General features: G+C 58.4%; 10 protein-coding genes and 3 pseudogenes. 7 read left to right on the forward strand and 6 right to left on the reverse strand.

Annotated elements, in window-relative coordinates:
- Positions 1 to 14: 14 nt before the first annotated feature.
- Both AC6CHY_RS02255 and AC6CHY_RS02260 read right to left on the reverse strand, forming a co-directional pair.
- A complete protein-coding gene (locus tag AC6CHY_RS02255) occupies positions 15 to 1,049 on the reverse strand; it encodes an LLM class flavin-dependent oxidoreductase (protein ID WP_498225279.1) in 1,035 nt (344 codons plus the stop codon).
- Positions 1,046 to 1,696, reverse strand: coding sequence for an alpha/beta hydrolase (locus tag AC6CHY_RS02260; RefSeq protein WP_498225280.1), 651 nt, complete (start codon positions 1,694 to 1,696; stop codon positions 1,046 to 1,048). The genes AC6CHY_RS02255 and AC6CHY_RS02260 overlap by 4 nt, the downstream gene beginning before the upstream one ends.
- A gap of 406 nt (positions 1,697 to 2,102) precedes the next feature.
- On the opposite strand from AC6CHY_RS02260, the gene AC6CHY_RS02265 reads away from it, so the two are divergent.
- The 3 genes and pseudogenes from AC6CHY_RS02265 to AC6CHY_RS02275 form a co-directional block, all read left to right on the forward strand.
- Positions 2,103 to 3,092: an FRG domain-containing protein gene (locus AC6CHY_RS02265; protein ID WP_498225281.1), complete on the forward strand. Its 990-nt coding sequence runs from the start codon at positions 2,103 to 2,105 to the stop codon at positions 3,090 to 3,092.
- 121 nt (positions 3,093 to 3,213) lie between these two features.
- Positions 3,214 to 3,654: an SLATT domain-containing protein gene (locus AC6CHY_RS02270; RefSeq protein ID WP_498225350.1), complete on the forward strand. Its 441-nt coding sequence runs from the start codon at positions 3,214 to 3,216 to the stop codon at positions 3,652 to 3,654.
- A 582-nt stretch (positions 3,655 to 4,236) separates the two neighbouring features.
- Positions 4,237 to 4,386 (forward strand): annotated as a pseudogene (locus tag AC6CHY_RS02275) (transposase family protein); the annotation flags it as partial.
- Positions 4,387 to 4,449: 63 nt separating this feature from the next.
- On the opposite strand, the pseudogene AC6CHY_RS02280 reads toward AC6CHY_RS02275, so the two are convergent.
- The 4 genes and pseudogenes from AC6CHY_RS02280 to AC6CHY_RS02295 form a co-directional block, all read right to left on the reverse strand.
- Positions 4,450 to 4,665 (reverse strand): annotated as a pseudogene (locus AC6CHY_RS02280) (transposase); the annotation flags it as partial.
- Between the two features lie 195 nt (positions 4,666 to 4,860).
- Positions 4,861 to 5,628 (reverse strand): ATP-binding protein, encoded by a 768-nt coding sequence (locus AC6CHY_RS02285; RefSeq protein WP_217390418.1) that lies wholly within the window; start codon positions 5,626 to 5,628, stop codon positions 4,861 to 4,863.
- Entirely contained in the window at positions 5,621 to 7,186 is a 1,566-nt protein-coding gene (gene istA / locus AC6CHY_RS02290; RefSeq protein ID WP_498225282.1) for an IS21 family transposase, read from the reverse strand. The genes AC6CHY_RS02285 and istA overlap by 8 nt, the downstream gene beginning before the upstream one ends.
- A gap of 166 nt (positions 7,187 to 7,352) precedes the next feature.
- Positions 7,353 to 8,420: pseudogene (locus tag AC6CHY_RS02295) on the reverse strand (ISL3 family transposase); the annotation flags it as partial.
- 345 nt (positions 8,421 to 8,765) lie between these two features.
- Here AC6CHY_RS02295 and AC6CHY_RS02300 point away from each other — a divergent pair.
- Genes AC6CHY_RS02300 through AC6CHY_RS02315 form a run of 4 tightly spaced genes read left to right on the forward strand, consistent with a single transcriptional unit; the run spans position 8,766 to position 16,110 of the window.
- On the forward strand, positions 8,766 to 10,241 hold the full coding sequence (locus AC6CHY_RS02300; RefSeq protein ID WP_498225283.1) for an ATP-binding protein: 1,476 nt from the start codon (positions 8,766 to 8,768) through the stop codon (positions 10,239 to 10,241).
- A complete protein-coding gene (locus AC6CHY_RS02305) occupies positions 10,228 to 13,092 on the forward strand; it encodes a Z1 domain-containing protein (protein ID WP_498225284.1) in 2,865 nt (954 codons plus the stop codon). Before AC6CHY_RS02300 ends, AC6CHY_RS02305 begins: the two co-directional genes overlap by 14 nt.
- Entirely contained in the window at positions 13,085 to 14,038 is a 954-nt protein-coding gene (locus tag AC6CHY_RS02310) for a PD-(D/E)XK motif protein (protein WP_498225285.1), read from the forward strand. The genes AC6CHY_RS02305 and AC6CHY_RS02310 overlap by 8 nt, the downstream gene beginning before the upstream one ends.
- A complete protein-coding gene (locus AC6CHY_RS02315) occupies positions 14,035 to 16,110 on the forward strand; it encodes an AIPR family protein (RefSeq protein WP_498225286.1) in 2,076 nt (691 codons plus the stop codon). The genes AC6CHY_RS02310 and AC6CHY_RS02315 overlap by 4 nt, the downstream gene beginning before the upstream one ends.
- The last annotated feature ends 257 nt before the right edge of the window (positions 16,111 to 16,367 follow it).

Below are 16,367 nucleotides of genomic sequence, written 5' to 3' on the forward strand. Positions count from 1 at the left end.
CTTCTTCGTGGAGGCTAGTTTTTCAGGGCCGCCCGCACGGCGGGCAGCACTTCGGTGGCCAGCAGCTCGATGGAGCGCAGCGTCTGTGCCTGGGACAGGCCGCCGAGCCCGACCTGGGCCAGGAAGCGGGTGTGTCCCAGGATCTCGTGCTCCCACAGGATCTTCTCCACGATCTCCGCCGGGCTGCCGGCGAAGAGGGCACCGCGCGGCGACGCCCAGGACTCGAAGGCTGCCCGGTCCAGGCGGCCGGCCCGCGGCATGTTCTGCCCGATGTAGGAGCTGTAGTGCGGGAAGAACGTGTCTTTCGCTCCCTGCGAGGTCTCCTCGACGTAGAAGTGCGAGGTCACCCCGATCTGCCCGGGTTCCCGGCCTGCGGCCGTCGCGGAGCGGCAGTACAGTTCGGCCAGCGGCGCGAAGCGCGGCGGGTCGCCGAGGATGGCCAGGTACAGCGGCATTCCCAGCTTTCCCGCGCGCACGGCTGAGGCGGGTGTCCCTCCGACGGCGGCCCAGATCGGCAGGGAGCCCTGGACCGGGCGCGGCCAGATGCCCGCACCGCGCAGCGGCGGGCGGGTGCTGCCATTCCAGGTGACGGGGTTTTCGTCGCGGATCTTGAGCAGTAGCTCGAGCCGGTCATCGAAGTACTCGTCGTAGCGCTGCAGGTCCTGGCCGAAGAGCGGGAACGACTCCAGGTAAGCACCGCGCCCCGCAGTGAGCTCGGCCCGTCCGGAGCTGATCAAATCCAGTGTCGCGAAGTCTTCGAAGACACGGACCGGGTCGGCACTGGAGAGCACCGTGACGGTGCTGGTCAGGCGGATGTTCTTCGTTTGCGCGGCGGCGGCCGCAAGCACGACCGGCGGGGAGGAGACAGCGAAGTCCTCGCGATGGTGCTCCCCCACGCCAAAGACATCGAGTCCGGCCTCGTCGGCCACCCGGGCCCATTCGAGAATGTCGCGCATGCGCGTGGCGGCGTCGATCGGCTTGCCGGCCGCATCGCGGGTGAGCTCGCCGAAGGTGAAGATCCCGATCTCGAACGGGCTGGCGGCACTCATGCTCCGGAGACAACCTCGGCGCCGATGTGGGCGGTGATGAAGTCGCGCACGTCGTCGAGCTCGGCTGCGTTGATGCCGTGTGCCAATCCCGGGTAGACCTTCTCAACGAGAGCGGAGTGGGCCGGAAGGAATTCGGTGGTGCGGGCGATCGCCACCGGGGCAATGACCCGATCCTCAGAGCCGCGGCCCCAGAAGACGGCCGGAAGGTTTTCGCGCAGGTCCTCGTCGCCAGGCTGGGTCGCACCGAGGACGAATCCACCGAGGATCACCGGGGCGATCACACGCTCGGGGCGGGTGCGCAGCAGTTGGCTGGCCATGAGCCCGCCCTGGGAGAACCCGACGGGAATGATGCGGGTGGCCGGGTCGACGTTTTGATCGATCCAGGCCCAAATAGCGACGGTTGCCGCCTCGACCGGTGCCGCATCCGGGGCACCGGGCGTGGTGATCTCAAACCATGCCGCGCCGCCGTTGCCCAGTTCGAGCGGCGCACGCAGTGAGGCCCAGGGAAGGTCGAGGCCGAGGGCCGGGGCCAGTCCGCTGAGGTCCTGTTCGTTGGAGCCGAAGCCGTGCAGGAAGAGCACGACGGCCTCAGGCGCCTCGATGGTGGTCCAGCCGGTGGAGCGTACGTCGCGCAGTGTGGTGGTCATTCGAGGATTGACTCCTTGGGTTGTGTGATTCGGGAGCCGGAGTCCGGCCTTGGTGCCCAGCGGAACCGTGGGACGTAATGCACCGTCGTAGCGGACGACAGTACCGGCCGGTGACGCTCTTCTATCATTCAACAGTACACGATTTACTTGACATTTCAAGTAAATCGTAACGGTTCGGCCTATTCCACGCGAGCCGGAATGGCAGCCAGCCAAGCCTCGTACCGCACAGATATAGCGCGATCCTCAACTTCGCCGTCGATCCAGAGCACACCAAGGTCAATAGGGTTGCGGCCCGCGCGAACTCACCATCAAAACATCCGATACGCTAATCGGATAATTTGCGCCACAAAGTAGGCGTCCGGGCGCTAGATCCGGTTCGTTAAAAAAAGAGAACGCTGAGGAACCCATGGGAATCAATAATCTCGAAAATCGCTACGGAGCCGAGCTCCCAGGGGAATATTTTAGCAATCGAGAGATCAATCCAAATTTAAAACTCCAAGAGCAATCAGTCCATGACTTTTGGGACCTCATGATGGAAGAGCAAAGCTTCGCAAAGTTGGATGCGGAATCGGCAAGCTCACTCCGCACGCATACGACACCGAAACCCCTTGTCTTTCGAGGTCAATCGAATCATGGCCACGGACTATCAGCATCTCTACATAGGTTTGCCCAATCCGAATCAACGAAGATTCTAACGGAAAGCGCCCTTGGACGAATGGAGAAAGCCATCTTAGAGGAGGCGCAGAAGCATGGACTAAGGAAAGAGGTATCTCCCGGCGAGATCTTGATGATCCTTCAGCATCACGCGGCTCCGACTCGCCTTTTGGACGTATCCGTGAAGCCTCTAGAAGCACTCTATTTTGCAGTTGAAGACAATGACGCCATCGATGGTCGATTATTCTTGATTTGGTTGAGAAGCAAGGAACAAGTGAAGCTCTCAGACCGCAACGACCTTCCATGGAGCGGCGACGTTAGAGGAGAATCTTCGGCAACAGCCAAATGGTCGCGCTCATTACTAATGGTCGAGGATCGACCACTCGATGCGAGAATGATTGCCCAACGCGGGAGATTCCTAGTCGGCGGGCTTCACAGAACCTACATGGGGCTGAACATGTGGCACGACAAGCAACTGCGCGCATCGGAACGCCAACAAATAAGCATGTTTCTTATCAATTTTCCAAAAATAAATTTGAACCAATTTGAATCGAGAAAAATAAAACACTCGATTGAGAGGTGGCCAGCAATAGCCTGGACCATAAGGATTCCCGCAGCATGGAAGGCAACCCTTCGAGAGCTCTTGGCCAACGAGGGGATATCCTACGAATCCATGTACCCAGATCTCGCGAATATCCAATGGAAAACTAAATCTGCTTTGCGCGATTTTTTGAGTAGTTAACGAAAACATACGATTGGTGTGATGCTAAATGTGCTTACTTAAGAAAAAATCAAGTATTCGAGCGAAAGCAAGCGACCCTACACATGAGATGCTGGCAGGAATCGATCCACTGAGTCTGGCGATGTACGTGAGGGTGACTATACGTGAAGCAAAAGACTATGCACGATCCTCTCGGCGTCAATGGAGTCAATGGTCCGTTACGCTGCAAGTCTCCACCTTGGCCTTATCAGTCCTTGCGACAATAATGCTTGGATTAGCTGAAAGAAGCCTAGTCTCGAATATCGGCCTTGTTGCATCCTCACTTGTGGCTGTGAGCTCCAGTCTAGAAGGATTCTTCAATTGGCGGTCTCGGTGGGTGCTCGCTGAAGAAGCTCTGGCAGAGTGGCATGCCATTGAGGACGGACTGATGGTTCACGTCGCGAGTACAAAGCCTGATGAATTGAAGATCGAAGATATCTTGGATTTTGATCGAAGGCGGGCTGATGCCTGGAATAGGCTAAGTTCTGAATGGATAGATCAAAGGCGTATGAACGGATTGAATAGCGAGAAATTGATTGTCTAGTAGTCCTTGAAGGTTATCCTGATCTCACAAATATAAAACGCGCGCGGGAAGGGCATACCAACGAGATTGCTTAGCAAGCCGTCGCATGGGGATGAGAGGTGAGCTGTGGGAATCTCAGACGACCAGCTGCAGCTTCGACATCGGTGCGATTTTCAATAGGTCAACTAGAATTTTTCCCCTTGTCTCTAGAAATTTGTGGAATTTTTGATGCGCCTTACGCAAGCTTTTCATGAGGGTTCCAACCCGACCGGTACATACCGGACGAAAGTATACTCGGAATTGGGAAGATAGAGATATCTACATCGAATATTCCTGCTTCAAGTGACTGCTCCATCGAAGATTCAACAATGTCCGAGTTTTCCCGCACTTACCGGGCTCTCGGACTTTGAGCGTGGCGTCATCAAATAAGTAGGGCCCGCAGCCCTACGGAATTATGGGTGTTGACTAAGACATTCATAATTCCAAGGACCACGAGCCGTGTTAAATACTACGGGCGCAGGCGATGCTGCGTCGACCCTGTTCAATCTTGATGACTATGCGGTGCTGGGCGTTGAGGGATCCGGTGATTCCCGCTCGGTGCTGGTGGAGCCCCGCAATCCCGAGGCGCCGTGCCCTGCATGCGGGGTGTTCTCCCGGCGGATCCAGGCCCGGCCCGTGCACCGGGTCAAGGACGTGGCCTGCGGCGGCAAGGGCCTGGAGGTCCTGGTCAGGAAACGGCGCCTGGTCTGCCAGGAGGCCGCCTGCCCGAAGCGGACCTATGTGGGCTCTCCGACTTTAAGCGTGGTGACTGGGTGTTCAGCACGGCCGGAGGCGTGCCGTGTACAACAATATCCGCCATCGGTAGTTGTGGTGGTTGACGTATCCTCGGCCGATCCGCTTGATGTTCTTGGCGGTGAGGTTGGCGGCCTCGCTGCGGGCATTGGTGAGCCGGGTGAGGCAGAAGGTTTCCAGTTCCGTTTTCCAAGCGGTGAAGGTCCGGAACAGGGACTTGGCCTCGTGCATGCCGGTGGCTGCGAAATAGCGCCTCTTGGTAGTGCTGTTCCGACGACCTGGTAGTGTCCCCTCCGGGCAGGCGGTAGTGGATTTCCGGCGAAGTGGTAGTGCGTCCGGCTTTTGTCGTATTGGCCAAGAGCCGTCGAGGGGCTCTTGGCCAATACCATTTAGGGTGAAGGCTCGGGAGTCAGCTGTTCAGGAACGGACTGCAACCTATTCCCAGAAACCGGCGGAGTCCCGGGCCTTCTCATGCTTGAGCTTGCGCATGTCGGTGTCTCCCAGCACGAGCCACCTGGTGTTGTTCGCCAGCCGGTTCACGATCGAATCCCCGGCCACGCGGTCGGGCAACACCTGCACCCAGTAGGTGGGATCGGTCTGGCTGACGATCACGGTGGGCAGCCGGTGTTCCCGGTCGGCCAGCACCCCGAACAGGTCGCTGGCGATGTTCTGGTCGATGCCGACGGTCAGGAAGTCGTCGATGATCAGCAGGTCCGCTTCCCGCAGCTTTTCCAGCAGGGCATCGTGGACCTTGCTGTCCGCCCGGGCGATGAGCAGCTTTCGGGCCAGCACGTCCATTCGCGTGTAAAACACCGAATGCTCGCTGTGGCAGGCGGCAATGCCGATCGCGCAGGCAATGTAGGTCTTGCCCCCGCCGGACGGGGAGATGATCAACAGGTTCGTCGGATCCTCCCGCCACTGGTGCGTGGCGTAGCGTTTCATCCGCGCCTCGTCGATCTTCCGCCCCGGAAGGTAGTGCAGCTCGGCAATCGACGCTCCGGGCAGGGGAAAGCGTGCCTGCTTGATGAGCCGGTCGACCTTGTTCGACCGGCGGGCATCCAGGGAATGGTTCACCGCCTGCATGAACACCTCCTCCGGCAGCAGCTTGTCGTTGGCTTCGTCGCCGGCCAGTTCCAGGAACTTCTCGGCAAACACGGTGAGCCGCAGGTCCTTGATCTTCTGGTGATCCTCGCTGTTAAGCATCGGTGCCACCCCGCCCCTTGTAGTGGTCGGCATCGCGGACGAACACTCCGGGAAGGTTCTGGATTTCCTTCAGGTTCTTCACGTTCTGCGCCGCCGGGACGGCCGCGCCAGGTTGGTCCTTGGCGGCGGCCAGCGTCGCCATCACCCGCTTGAGCGAGGTGTAGGTGGCATGCCCGTTGATGTTCAGCAGTTCCTGGCAGGCTTCCTCCAGCGAGGCCTTCTTTCCGCCGAGCTCCGAGAGGATGTTGCGGCACGGCAGGTAGGCCTGGGCCTCGACCTGGTTGCGGTCCAGGATCTGGGTGATGACTTGCACGGTGGCCGGCCCGTAATTCCGGGCGCGGTTCAGGAACCACTCCCTGGACCACAATCCCTGGACCTGCTGGTGGTGCTTGGGCGCATGGGACAACTCGGTGGAGTATTGGCCCCGGCGCCCGAGCTTGCGCGGGTGCTCGCAAACCTTGGCCTGCCCGTCGAAGATGCTCACGGTGGTTGCGGTGATCCGGACCGACAGGATCTTCCCTGCCAACGCGTACGGCACCGAGTAGTGCTGGTAGTCGCTGGTGACGTGATAGTTCCGCCCGACCTTCAACTGCTTGTATTCCACCGACTCAAACGGCTGGTCCGGCAGGGGCTGGAGCAATGCCGCCTCCTCCGCGTCGAAGACTTCCCGCCGGGTGGTCCCGTTGACCCGGCGCAACCGTTCGTTGAGATCCAGCAGCCGCTCCCGCACCGCGTCGTTGAGCTCCTCGAACGAGGTCCAGGTCTCCGAGGCAAGATAGCCCATGACGCGGCTTTCCACGGCCTGCACCATTCGCTCGACGTGCGCCTTGTCGGTCGGGCGATTCGATCTGGCCGGCACGATTGCCGTCTGGTAATGCTCGGCGAGCTGGCGGTAGGACTTGGTCACCACCACCTCGTTGTCCGCCCGGGTGCGCTTGTGCGTGGCGGTGCGGGCGTTGTCCGGGACGATCAGCTGCGGCACCCCGCCGATGAACGCCAGCGCGTTCACGTGCGCCTGGTTCCAGGCCTCCTGCTTCATGTTGCCGAACGCCTGGCAGAACACCAGCCCGGAGTACGGCAGCGAAGCGACGAAAAAATAAGCCTTGCCGATATCCCCGGTCACGGTGTCCACCACCGGCAGGGTCGGGCCGACCCAGTCCACGAACATGGTCTTGCCCGGTTCGTGCTGCAGCGTGGCCACGACGTCGGTGGCGGCGGCGAACCGGTTGAACAGTTCGCAGTATTGCGAGTAGCCGTACTTCTTCTTCTCGCTGGGTGAGCCGAGGTATTTGACCCAGCCCTGCTGCAACGTGAAGAACCGGTTGTGCTTCATCTCCTCGACGACCTGCGCGAAATGCGGGTCCGCGTAGTCCTGGGAGACGGCCTTGCGCCCGTCCGGGAAGAGCTGCTCGATGTCCGTCGCGGTCATCGACGCAAAGCGGTCGGCGGTGATGCCGGCGGTGGCGATGGCCCTCTTCACGGCCGAGACGTCACGATGCGAGCACCCGACCGACGCGGTGATCTCCATGTAGGTTCGGCCCTTGAATACCAGGGACATGATGGCTTGATAATCCACCAAGGTTTTTCTCCTCTGATCTGGTCGCCGCGCCGTGTTGCGCGGAGACCAAAACAGACGATCACGAAAAGCCCTAGAGCACTACCATGTATCCGGAACGAATCTACCAACAAGCCGGAACGGCACTACCTCCCGAGGCTATTCAGCAGGTGGCCTTGACGGAAGCTTCGAGCTTCGCCCAGGCGGCTGCGAATGATTCCCGGTCACGTGTTTTCAGCAGTTCCCGGACGTGTTCCTTGATGGCATAGACGACCCCGAGTTCGACATCCGATGCCAGGACTTCCTTGAGCCGCTCCGTCTGCTTGTTGGAGAGCTTCTCGATGTTGCAGGTCAGCAACTTGCGGTATTTGTAGGCCGGGTCGGTCATCTTTCCGCGGCGGCCGTTGACGTCGTGGGAGCGGCGCCTGCGCACCGCGGTGATCATCTGGTTGGCACGCTGGATGATGTGGAAATGGTCAACCGAGATCCGGGCCGCTGGGAGGGATTCGCGGATGGCCTTGCGGAATTCCGCGGACATGTCCATGGCCACGTACTCGATGTTCCGTTTCCACTGTTCGGGGCGCTGGGACATCCAGCTGGTCACGGCCTTGCCACGGCGCCCGTCCACGATGTCAAGGATCGTGCCGGTGTCCAGGTCGGTGAACACGATCGACCACGGCTCGACCCGCATCATTTTTCCCGTGGTTCCCAGCACAAAACGGACCCGGCGGAAGCGGTGCTCGTCCACGCCAAGCCGGCGCACCAGGCGCTGGTCCACGTCCAGGACGATCTGCTCGGTCACCAACAACTTGCGCATGACCGTGGGCCAGGAGACGCCGTGGGTCTTGGCGATGCCGCTGACCGCGCGCAGCTCGTGGATGGCGTCCTCGACGATTTCCCCGACCAACCTCGTGGTCAGCCTGGAGCGCAAGGGAACCTGATCGGTGACCTGCACGAACGTCCGCTTCGGGCAGGCGGCCTCCTGGCAGACCAGGCGCCGTTTCCTGACCAGCACCTCCAGGCCCTTGCCGCCGCAGGCCACGTCCTTGACCCGGTGCACGGGCCGGGCCTGGATCCGCCGGGAGAACACCCCGCACGCAGGGCACGGCGCCTCGGGATTCCGGGGCTCCACCAGCACCGAGCGGGAATCACCGGATCCCTCAACGCCCAGCACCGCATAGTCATCAAGATTGAACAGGGTCGACGCAGCATCGCCTGCGCCCGTAGTATTTAACACGGCTCGTGGTCCTTGGAATTATGAATGTCTTAGTCAACACCCATAATTCCGTAGGGCCACGGGCCCTACTTATTTGATGACGCCACGCTCAAAGTCCGAGAGCCCCTTTGGCAGGAGACACAATGTCACGAAGTGGCCTGAGTACTCAAATTGTCTCAACCCGCGGGTATCGTATGGATAAAAGCAGGAAGTTGTCCCTTCAAGTTCAACTTCTGTCTCTGGGGGGATATTTCAACGAATGGTGACACGTCACGGGCCTGTGCGGCACCCAATGCAGGCATCTGGTTGCCGATATGGCGGCTTCGAGCGCGTGCTTGAATTTCCTGTTCGCATGGCGGAGATGGCATGAGCACTGCCATCGAATTGGCTCCCGATCCGCAGCTCATGGAATCCATTCGAGCTGTGGGTTATACGTTTCCTACCGCACTTGCCGATATTATCGACAATTCCATCTCCGCAGACGCCAGCCAGATCCAGATTGTGGCACCGCCAGGCGAGGAATCATTCGTGGCCATCCTCGATGATGGGCTGGGCATGAGCGCAAAAACGGCGACCCACGCAATGAGGCTGGCCGGGACGTCCCCTACCACTGCTCGTGGGGGGAACGACCTAGGACGGTTTGGGCTCGGTCTCAAGACGGCATCGCTGTCCCAATGTCGCTCCCTGACCGTAGCCTCAAAAAAACAGGGCGAATCGGTGGTGGCATATGAATGGGACCTTGATGTCTTGGCCGAGACGCAATCTTGGTCGTTGCTCGAGCTCTCCCCCGCGGAAATCGAAAACCTTCCTTGTATTGGGCTCCTGAACGCGCAAGAATCAGGCACGCTGGTCCTCTGGCGCAAACTGGACAGACTTCTACCTGACACAGGCCGTTCTGAATTGGATCTCGCCGAGGAATTGGCGCGCGCCAAGGAACACATCGGACTGGTGTTCCACCGTTTCATCTCGGGCGATACCGGGCGACCGTTGGGCATCTCGGTCAATGGCCGCGAGGTCATCGGGGCTGACCCCATGCTTGAAGCCAATACAGCCACCATGCCAAGCCCGGTCCAGCCTCTCTCCATAGACGGTGAAACAGTGACGGTGCGAGCTTTCACCCTCCCCCACCGAAATAAGCTCACTGAAAAAGAGATTGCTACAGCGCAGATTGGTGGCTCCTTTCGCGACAGCCAAGGGTTCTACGTCTACCGCGAGAAGCGCTTGGTCATCTGGGGGACTTGGTTCAGGATCGTTCCCAAGCAAGAACTGGGAAAACTGGCGCGGGTCCGTGTCGATATCCCCAACAGCTTGGATCATTTATGGGCCCTCGATATCAAGAAGGCCCAAGCCATGCCCCCGCCGCCCGTCCGGGAGCAGCTCAAGCGTATCGCCGATCGCATCGTTGCTCCCAGCCGGAGGGTCTTTACCTACAAGGGACGAAATCTTGGCCCGACGGAAGTAGTCCGCCTGTGGAACCACATTGATGAGCGCGGAGAATTCCACTACGAGCTCAATAGGCACCATCCCATGGTGGCGTCCCTCAAAAAAGCGCTGCAGGATCTTCCGCATGCCAAATCATTACTGGAAGAACTCTTGGCAACGGCTGAACGCGGTTTCCCGGTTGACGATGTGTATAGCCGGCTTGGCCAAGACCAGAAGTTTGCTGGACCTCGGGCGAATGAAGAGGACATGCTCGTCACCGCGAGGAGTCTCGCCAGCGCCGCTCATCGACTGGGGCTGCAGCGAGATCAATTTGTCGAAACATACATCTTGTCGGAGCCGTTTTCGGGCGCTGACAGGGCAGAAGAACTACTGAGGAGTGCCTACGATGCCATTGCTTGATCTGACGAATGTCGCAAATGAACTCGACGTGATCCGGCGGATGGTGACCGCTCGGCACAACATCGTGGATGTCGAAGGCGACCACTCCGACTTGACGGAGGATGATATCCGTCAATCCGTGCAGACCCTCAAGCCTTTTGCTCCGACAGCAACAGCAGCACAATTTGAGGTGGTCGTCAGGACCCTCTGCGAAGAATGGGGCATCATCGATCTCGGCACCTCCGAGCCGGATGATGGCGGCACCGTGGAGGCAGAGCACGAGGAATGGCTGGAAAAGGCACTCAGCGAGGGGAACGTGAAGTGGCGCCGCTGGAGCGCCTATAAGAGGCTCCTGAGGCACCAAGGAAGATCTCCCCAAATCGTGAATGATCTTGACGACGCCACCAACCGGATTCTCGATCTGGCCGGCAACCCCCGCGAGGAAAGCACCTGGATCCGGAAGGGATTAACCATTGGAGACGTCCAATCCGGCAAGACCCAAACCTTTTTGGCAGTAGCAAACAAAGCGGCCGACGCGGGCTACAAAGTCATCATCGTTCTAGCCGGCAACACCGAGTACCTGCGGAAACAAACCCAAGAACGAGTGGACTCTGACTTCATCGGTCGCGATGGCTCGAAATTGCTCAAAAAGGTCAACTCTAGTGCTTCGACGTCCAACCGAATGGGGATCGGCCTTCTCGACAAGACACTGCATGCCAATGGCATGACAACCCCGTTCTATGACTACTTGCAGCTCAAGAACGAAGGCCACAATCTTGCCTTGGTGACCAAGGATTCGGAACATCCCTACATATTTGTCGTCAAGAAGAACAGCTTTGTCTTGGATGCCGTCGACCAGTGGTCAAAGAACCAAGCAGACGGAGCCGGCATTGTCGATGCCGCAGCACTGATCATTGACGATGAATCGGACTATGCCTCCGTCGACACTTCGGTGGACGGCAGTGATCCCACCAAGATCAATTCAGCCATTCGGCGCATTCTCTCCCGTTACGGGCGTTCCTCGTACCTGGCGGTTACAGCCACTCCTTTTGCCAACATTTTCATCAACCATGAGGGTTATGGGGACGTTGGAAAAAAGCCAAAGAAAGGCAAGACCTCCGTGGGGCCGGAAGCCGAAACCTTGGAGACCAAAGACTTGTTCCCCGAAGACTACATACATGCACTGAAGGCCCCAAAAAATTATGTAGGACTCAAGCGAACGTTTGGCACTCATGACGAGCCTGTCGTCGACAGGCTGCATGACAACAGCGATTGTGAGTCCACAATCCCGCTGAAGCATGCGAAGGACCGGGAAATTGAGCAGCTCCCTGAATCACTCGAAGACGCGATCGACACTTATGTCTTGGCAAACGCGGTATTCGACCTGCGGGGTCGGGCCAAAGACGCCCGCTCGATGATTATCAACGTCTCGAAATTTACTGAAGTTCAGAATCGTCTAGCGGATTTGGTTCAGGAGTATCTAGCCAGAATTCAAGATGCCTTGGAGGCCTTCGGTGGCATCGAGGTCAGCGGACAGCATGGACAATCACTGGCAAAACTGAAAAGCGTCTTTGAGGAGGAATTTTCCGCATGCGGCTCGACTTGGGAAGAGGTCCTTGCCGTCCTGCCTAATTCGGCATCGCCCATCCGTGTCAAGGTCTATAACTCCAAGCCAAATCGGTTCGGAGAAGACGAAGCGTTTGAGGCTGGGGCTCCTTCCCGGCAGATTGCCATCGGTGGCGATTTGCTCAGCCGTGGGTTGACTCTCAATAATCTCCTTACCAGCTATTTTTACCGCAGTCCCATGGCCGCGGACACCCTGATGCAGATGGCACGCTGGTTCGGCTACCGAGATGGCTACTTCGACCTGGTCAGGCTCTGGATACCCAGTGAAAAAAGAGGCGACTATCGATTCGTGGAACAGGCAGTCCGGCAGCTCAAACGGCAAATCAAGACGATGTCCGAACAAGGGCTCACCCCCTTGGATTTCGGACTTGCCGTCCAGCAGCATCCGGAATCGCTCCTTATTACCGCTCGAAACAAGTCCCGGAGCGCGACCAGTGCGCCCAGCACGATCGACCTCACCAACTACAGGTTGGAAACAACCAAGGTGCCCACGGACGTGGAAACGCTGCAAGCAAATGAGCGGGCAACTGCCCAGCTCGCGGCCGCGATGGATGAATTATCGGATGCCGCAATCTCTGAGTCAACAACTGTCATTCGGGGCGTTGACAAGAAGCACATCGCCAGCTTCTTGGACGAGTACAAGTTCTCAGCTGCCGAGCGTCTCTTTGACAGCGAGGCTTTGGCAGCCCTGGTTCGAGGAAGTTCGTCAGACACCTACACCCATTGGGACGTGGTTTTCATCGCCGGCCAAAAAGGCAACGAAAGATGGTTGCTTCCCTCCGGCCTAGAAATGCCGCGGTTGGTCAAGCGAGCCTTGCAGCCCCGAGACGGGTACTTTGCGGTTAGTGGAAACAGCTCGCGCCTTGCAGGTAGCCAAGACCTTCGATACGTGCTCTCGGAAAAGAAGCTTGACGAGATAAAATCTGCCGATGGCAAGTTGCCTTCAAATGAAGAATTCTACTACCAGTACATGGACCGTCCTGCATTGATGATCTATGCCCTCCAGCCGGTCCAAACAATTAAGCTGCCATCACCTCCAAAAAAAGCTACGAGGGAAGACAAGATCGAGGACGTGACAAGTGTCGTGGCAGTGAAGCTCGCCCTGCCTAGGACGAAGAAGCTTGACACCGAGGCTGGCCGGGACGGGGTGGCGACCTACCTTCACAACTCGGTGGCTGCCCGGGCATGGAAGGCCCAATATGCGGCCCTCGAAGGCGAAGATTCGAAGGAGAAGACCAATGTTTAGCACCCAATTGTGGAGCGAGCGTGTCTCCAAGTCCGGACAGGGAAACTGGGAAGTCGACGCCAGCTTGAGCATTCGGATGTACTACGGTGCAGACGAAGCAGGGAACCTGACGTTCGGCTATATGAGCAGTATCCAGCCGCCGGAGCGATCGGTCTCGCTCGCAATCGGCGTGCGAGAGGGGCGGAGATCCGACGGGCTATGGACCCAGACCTTCATCTTGAGGGACAAATCCTTGAGCGAGCCCTTCCAGCTCTTCTGCTCACTGATGTATAGGGAAGTCAGTTCGACGGCCACTGAACCGTCGGGCCTTCAAGCCGTGGAAGACTCCATAGAACACTGGACACGGCTACTTCGACGTGGCTGGCGACAGCAACTTAGCAGAAACGAAATGCGCGGTCTCTTCGGGGAACTGCATTTTGGTTTCGAGGTTCTTTCCCCACAGATTCCGGCGGATACCGCCGTATTGGCATGGACAGGTCCCTTTGAGGCGAGCCAAGACTACAACTTCCAAACAGCCGCCTTCGAGGTCAAGAGTCGAACTGCCGGCTTCCAGTCGATAAGGATCAGCAGCGAAGATCAGCTCGGGGCTGATAACTTGACCCTGGCCGTGGTGGTCGTTTCCGAGGCTGCTGGAGCAGACCATGGCTATCGGACGCTACCGGAACTGGTCGCGGAAACCCGGACCAAGCTTTCTGCAGTGGGAAATGACGCTCTGGACCTGGCTTTCGGGGAACTGGGGTTTGATCCCAGCGATCCCGTGTATGACAGCTACTGGTTCTTGGCGGGCGAGAGTGTTTTCTACTCCGTCACGGACGCGTTCCCCCGCATTGTTTCGGAACAACTTCCCGATGCCATTTCGCGCGTCACCTATTCGCTTGATCTGCAGAAGCTTGATGAGTTTCGCTGTGAGCTGCCGCAGCTGCAGCCTGTGGGGGAACTGGCATGAGTGTGGATTTCTATTCGGAATTTCAGTCAGAGGTCGGCACGAAGGCTGAGGTGGAAGGAGACTTCCAAGTCGAGACGTTCACCGCGGTCGTGGGCGAGCATCTGGCGGAGGCAGGTGACATGGAGGATCTGCAAGTCGCCTACTTCGAAGGCACCGGGAGCCGAAATCGCAATCTCAGGGTAGACGGTTATGACCTGTCGAACAGTGACGAAAGCATCGCCCTGGTTGTCTCGGATTATTTTGAAACTGCTGAGCCGCGAGCTGTCCGGCAGGCGGAGATCACGGGGGCTCTGAACGCCCTGTTCAACTTCCTCAAGGAGTCAACGTCGGGCCAGTTCCGCCAAGGTCGCGAGGAAAGCAGCCAGGCTTACCAACTGGCCTATGACTTGGAACTGCGAGGAAACAATGCGTCCAAGTACAAGCTCTTTTATTTCACCAACGGTGTCCTGGGCGGACGGGCAAAGGCGCTGGATACCGATGAGCTCCTCGGCGTCCCAGTGGAGTTTCATGTGTGGGACATTCGGCGACTCGAGGCACTCGCGGCATCGACCATGGGGCGCGAAGAGCTCGTCATAGACCTCACCAAATGGGTACCCACGGGAGTAGAGGCCCTAGAAGTACGGGGGAGCGCCGATTCCTCCATCTATCTTGCAGCCTTGCCCGGCCAACTTCTTGCAGACCTTTACGAGGCCCATGGAAGCCGTCTCTTGGAATCGAATGTCCGCTCGTACTTGTCGAACAGAGGGAAGGTCAACAAAGGCATCCGACAGACGGTTTATCGAGAGCCAGACCGCTTCCTCGCATTCAATAACGGCATCACGGCGACCGCGGCCAACGTCGAATTGTCCCACGATGGGCGGAGCATCCGAACGATCACGGACCTGCAAATCGTCAATGGTGGACAAACCACGGCGTCCCTATTTTACGTGGCCAAGGAGAAGGCGAAACTCAAGGACTGGGATTTGGTCAATGTCCCCATGAAGCTTGTCGTCGTTGACGCCGAGAGCGCATCACGCTTGGTCCCCGATATCTCCCGCTACGCAAATAGCCAGAACGCTGTCAGCACCTCTGACTTTTTCTCCAACGCACCGTTTCATGTGCGGCTTGAGGAACTCGCCCGCAGGACGCTTGTCCCGGCAGTCGCTGGGCAAACGTACCAGACTAAGTGGTTCTACGAACGAACCAAGGGACAGTACTTCACCGAAAAGAACCGACTGTCGAAATCCGAGTCCCTGCGGTTTGAGAAGAGCTTCCCTCGCCTCCAGGTGCTCACCAAGACCGACTTGGCAAAATACGAAATGTCGTGGATGCAGCGTCCCTCCACGGTCAGTTCCGGTGCACAAAAGAACTTCAGTGCCTATGCGTCCGTAGTTACCGACGCTTGGAACAAAAAGGACGGCCCGGAGTCGATCAATGTCGAATACTTCAAGGACATCGTGGCCCGGAGCATTCTTTTCAACGCGATTCGCAGAGCTGTGCAGGCCGCCGATTGGTACGAAGCAGGCTACCTTGCAAATATCGTGACCTACACCGTGGCTCGGCTTGCTCACATCGTGCAGACCAACCACCGGTTGGGCACGATGAACTTTGCCGACATCTGGACCCGGCAAGTAGTTGATCCTGTGGTGCTGGAATTTGCCCTACAAATAGCCGTTGGGGTGAAAGGGGTCCTTACCTCACCCACACGGGAAGTACAGAACGTCACCGAATGGGCAAAGAAGGAATCCTGCTGGGTGCGGGTCAAGGCCCTCCCCCTCGAGGTTCCACCAGAGCTGTCGGCGTGGATGGTGGACCCCTACCGGGCCAAGGAGCGCAAGGTGGCAGCAGTCGAGACTGAAAAGCTCAATGACCAGCTGCGCGCTCTGACCCGCCTCTATGAGATTGCGCAGGAGAGCTGGCAAGCGCTCGAAGTGTTCGCGACCGAGAGGCAGCTGGGGGCTCCTGCCGACCACGGTATCTTGAAGATGATGGTGGCTGGAGGTAGGAAGGTCCCTTCTGACCCCCAAGCGGCGAGACTCTTGAAATTTGTCGCTACTGCCAACTCCTATGGATTTTCCGACTTCGAACCCTAAGCCTGAGTCGCGGTGGGCAAAGGAGTGCCGTTGCCCACCGAGAAGTCCCCAAAACGACATATCTGCGGCTCCGCCCTGCGAATTACTTGACCCTGCAACGCGTGGCATGCGCATTCTTAGAGCCCACCATTCAGATCCTCAGCAATCTGGCGCAGTAAAAGACCCGCGACTTTGCTGTGCTGGCACGAGGCGTCCCTGACAGGAGCTTTTCGTTTGCCCTCCCGTTCGAGTCGTCGCGATGAACATTGGCTACCCCC

The sequence above is a fragment of the Paeniglutamicibacter sp. GQ140 genome, assembly GCF_059759235.1.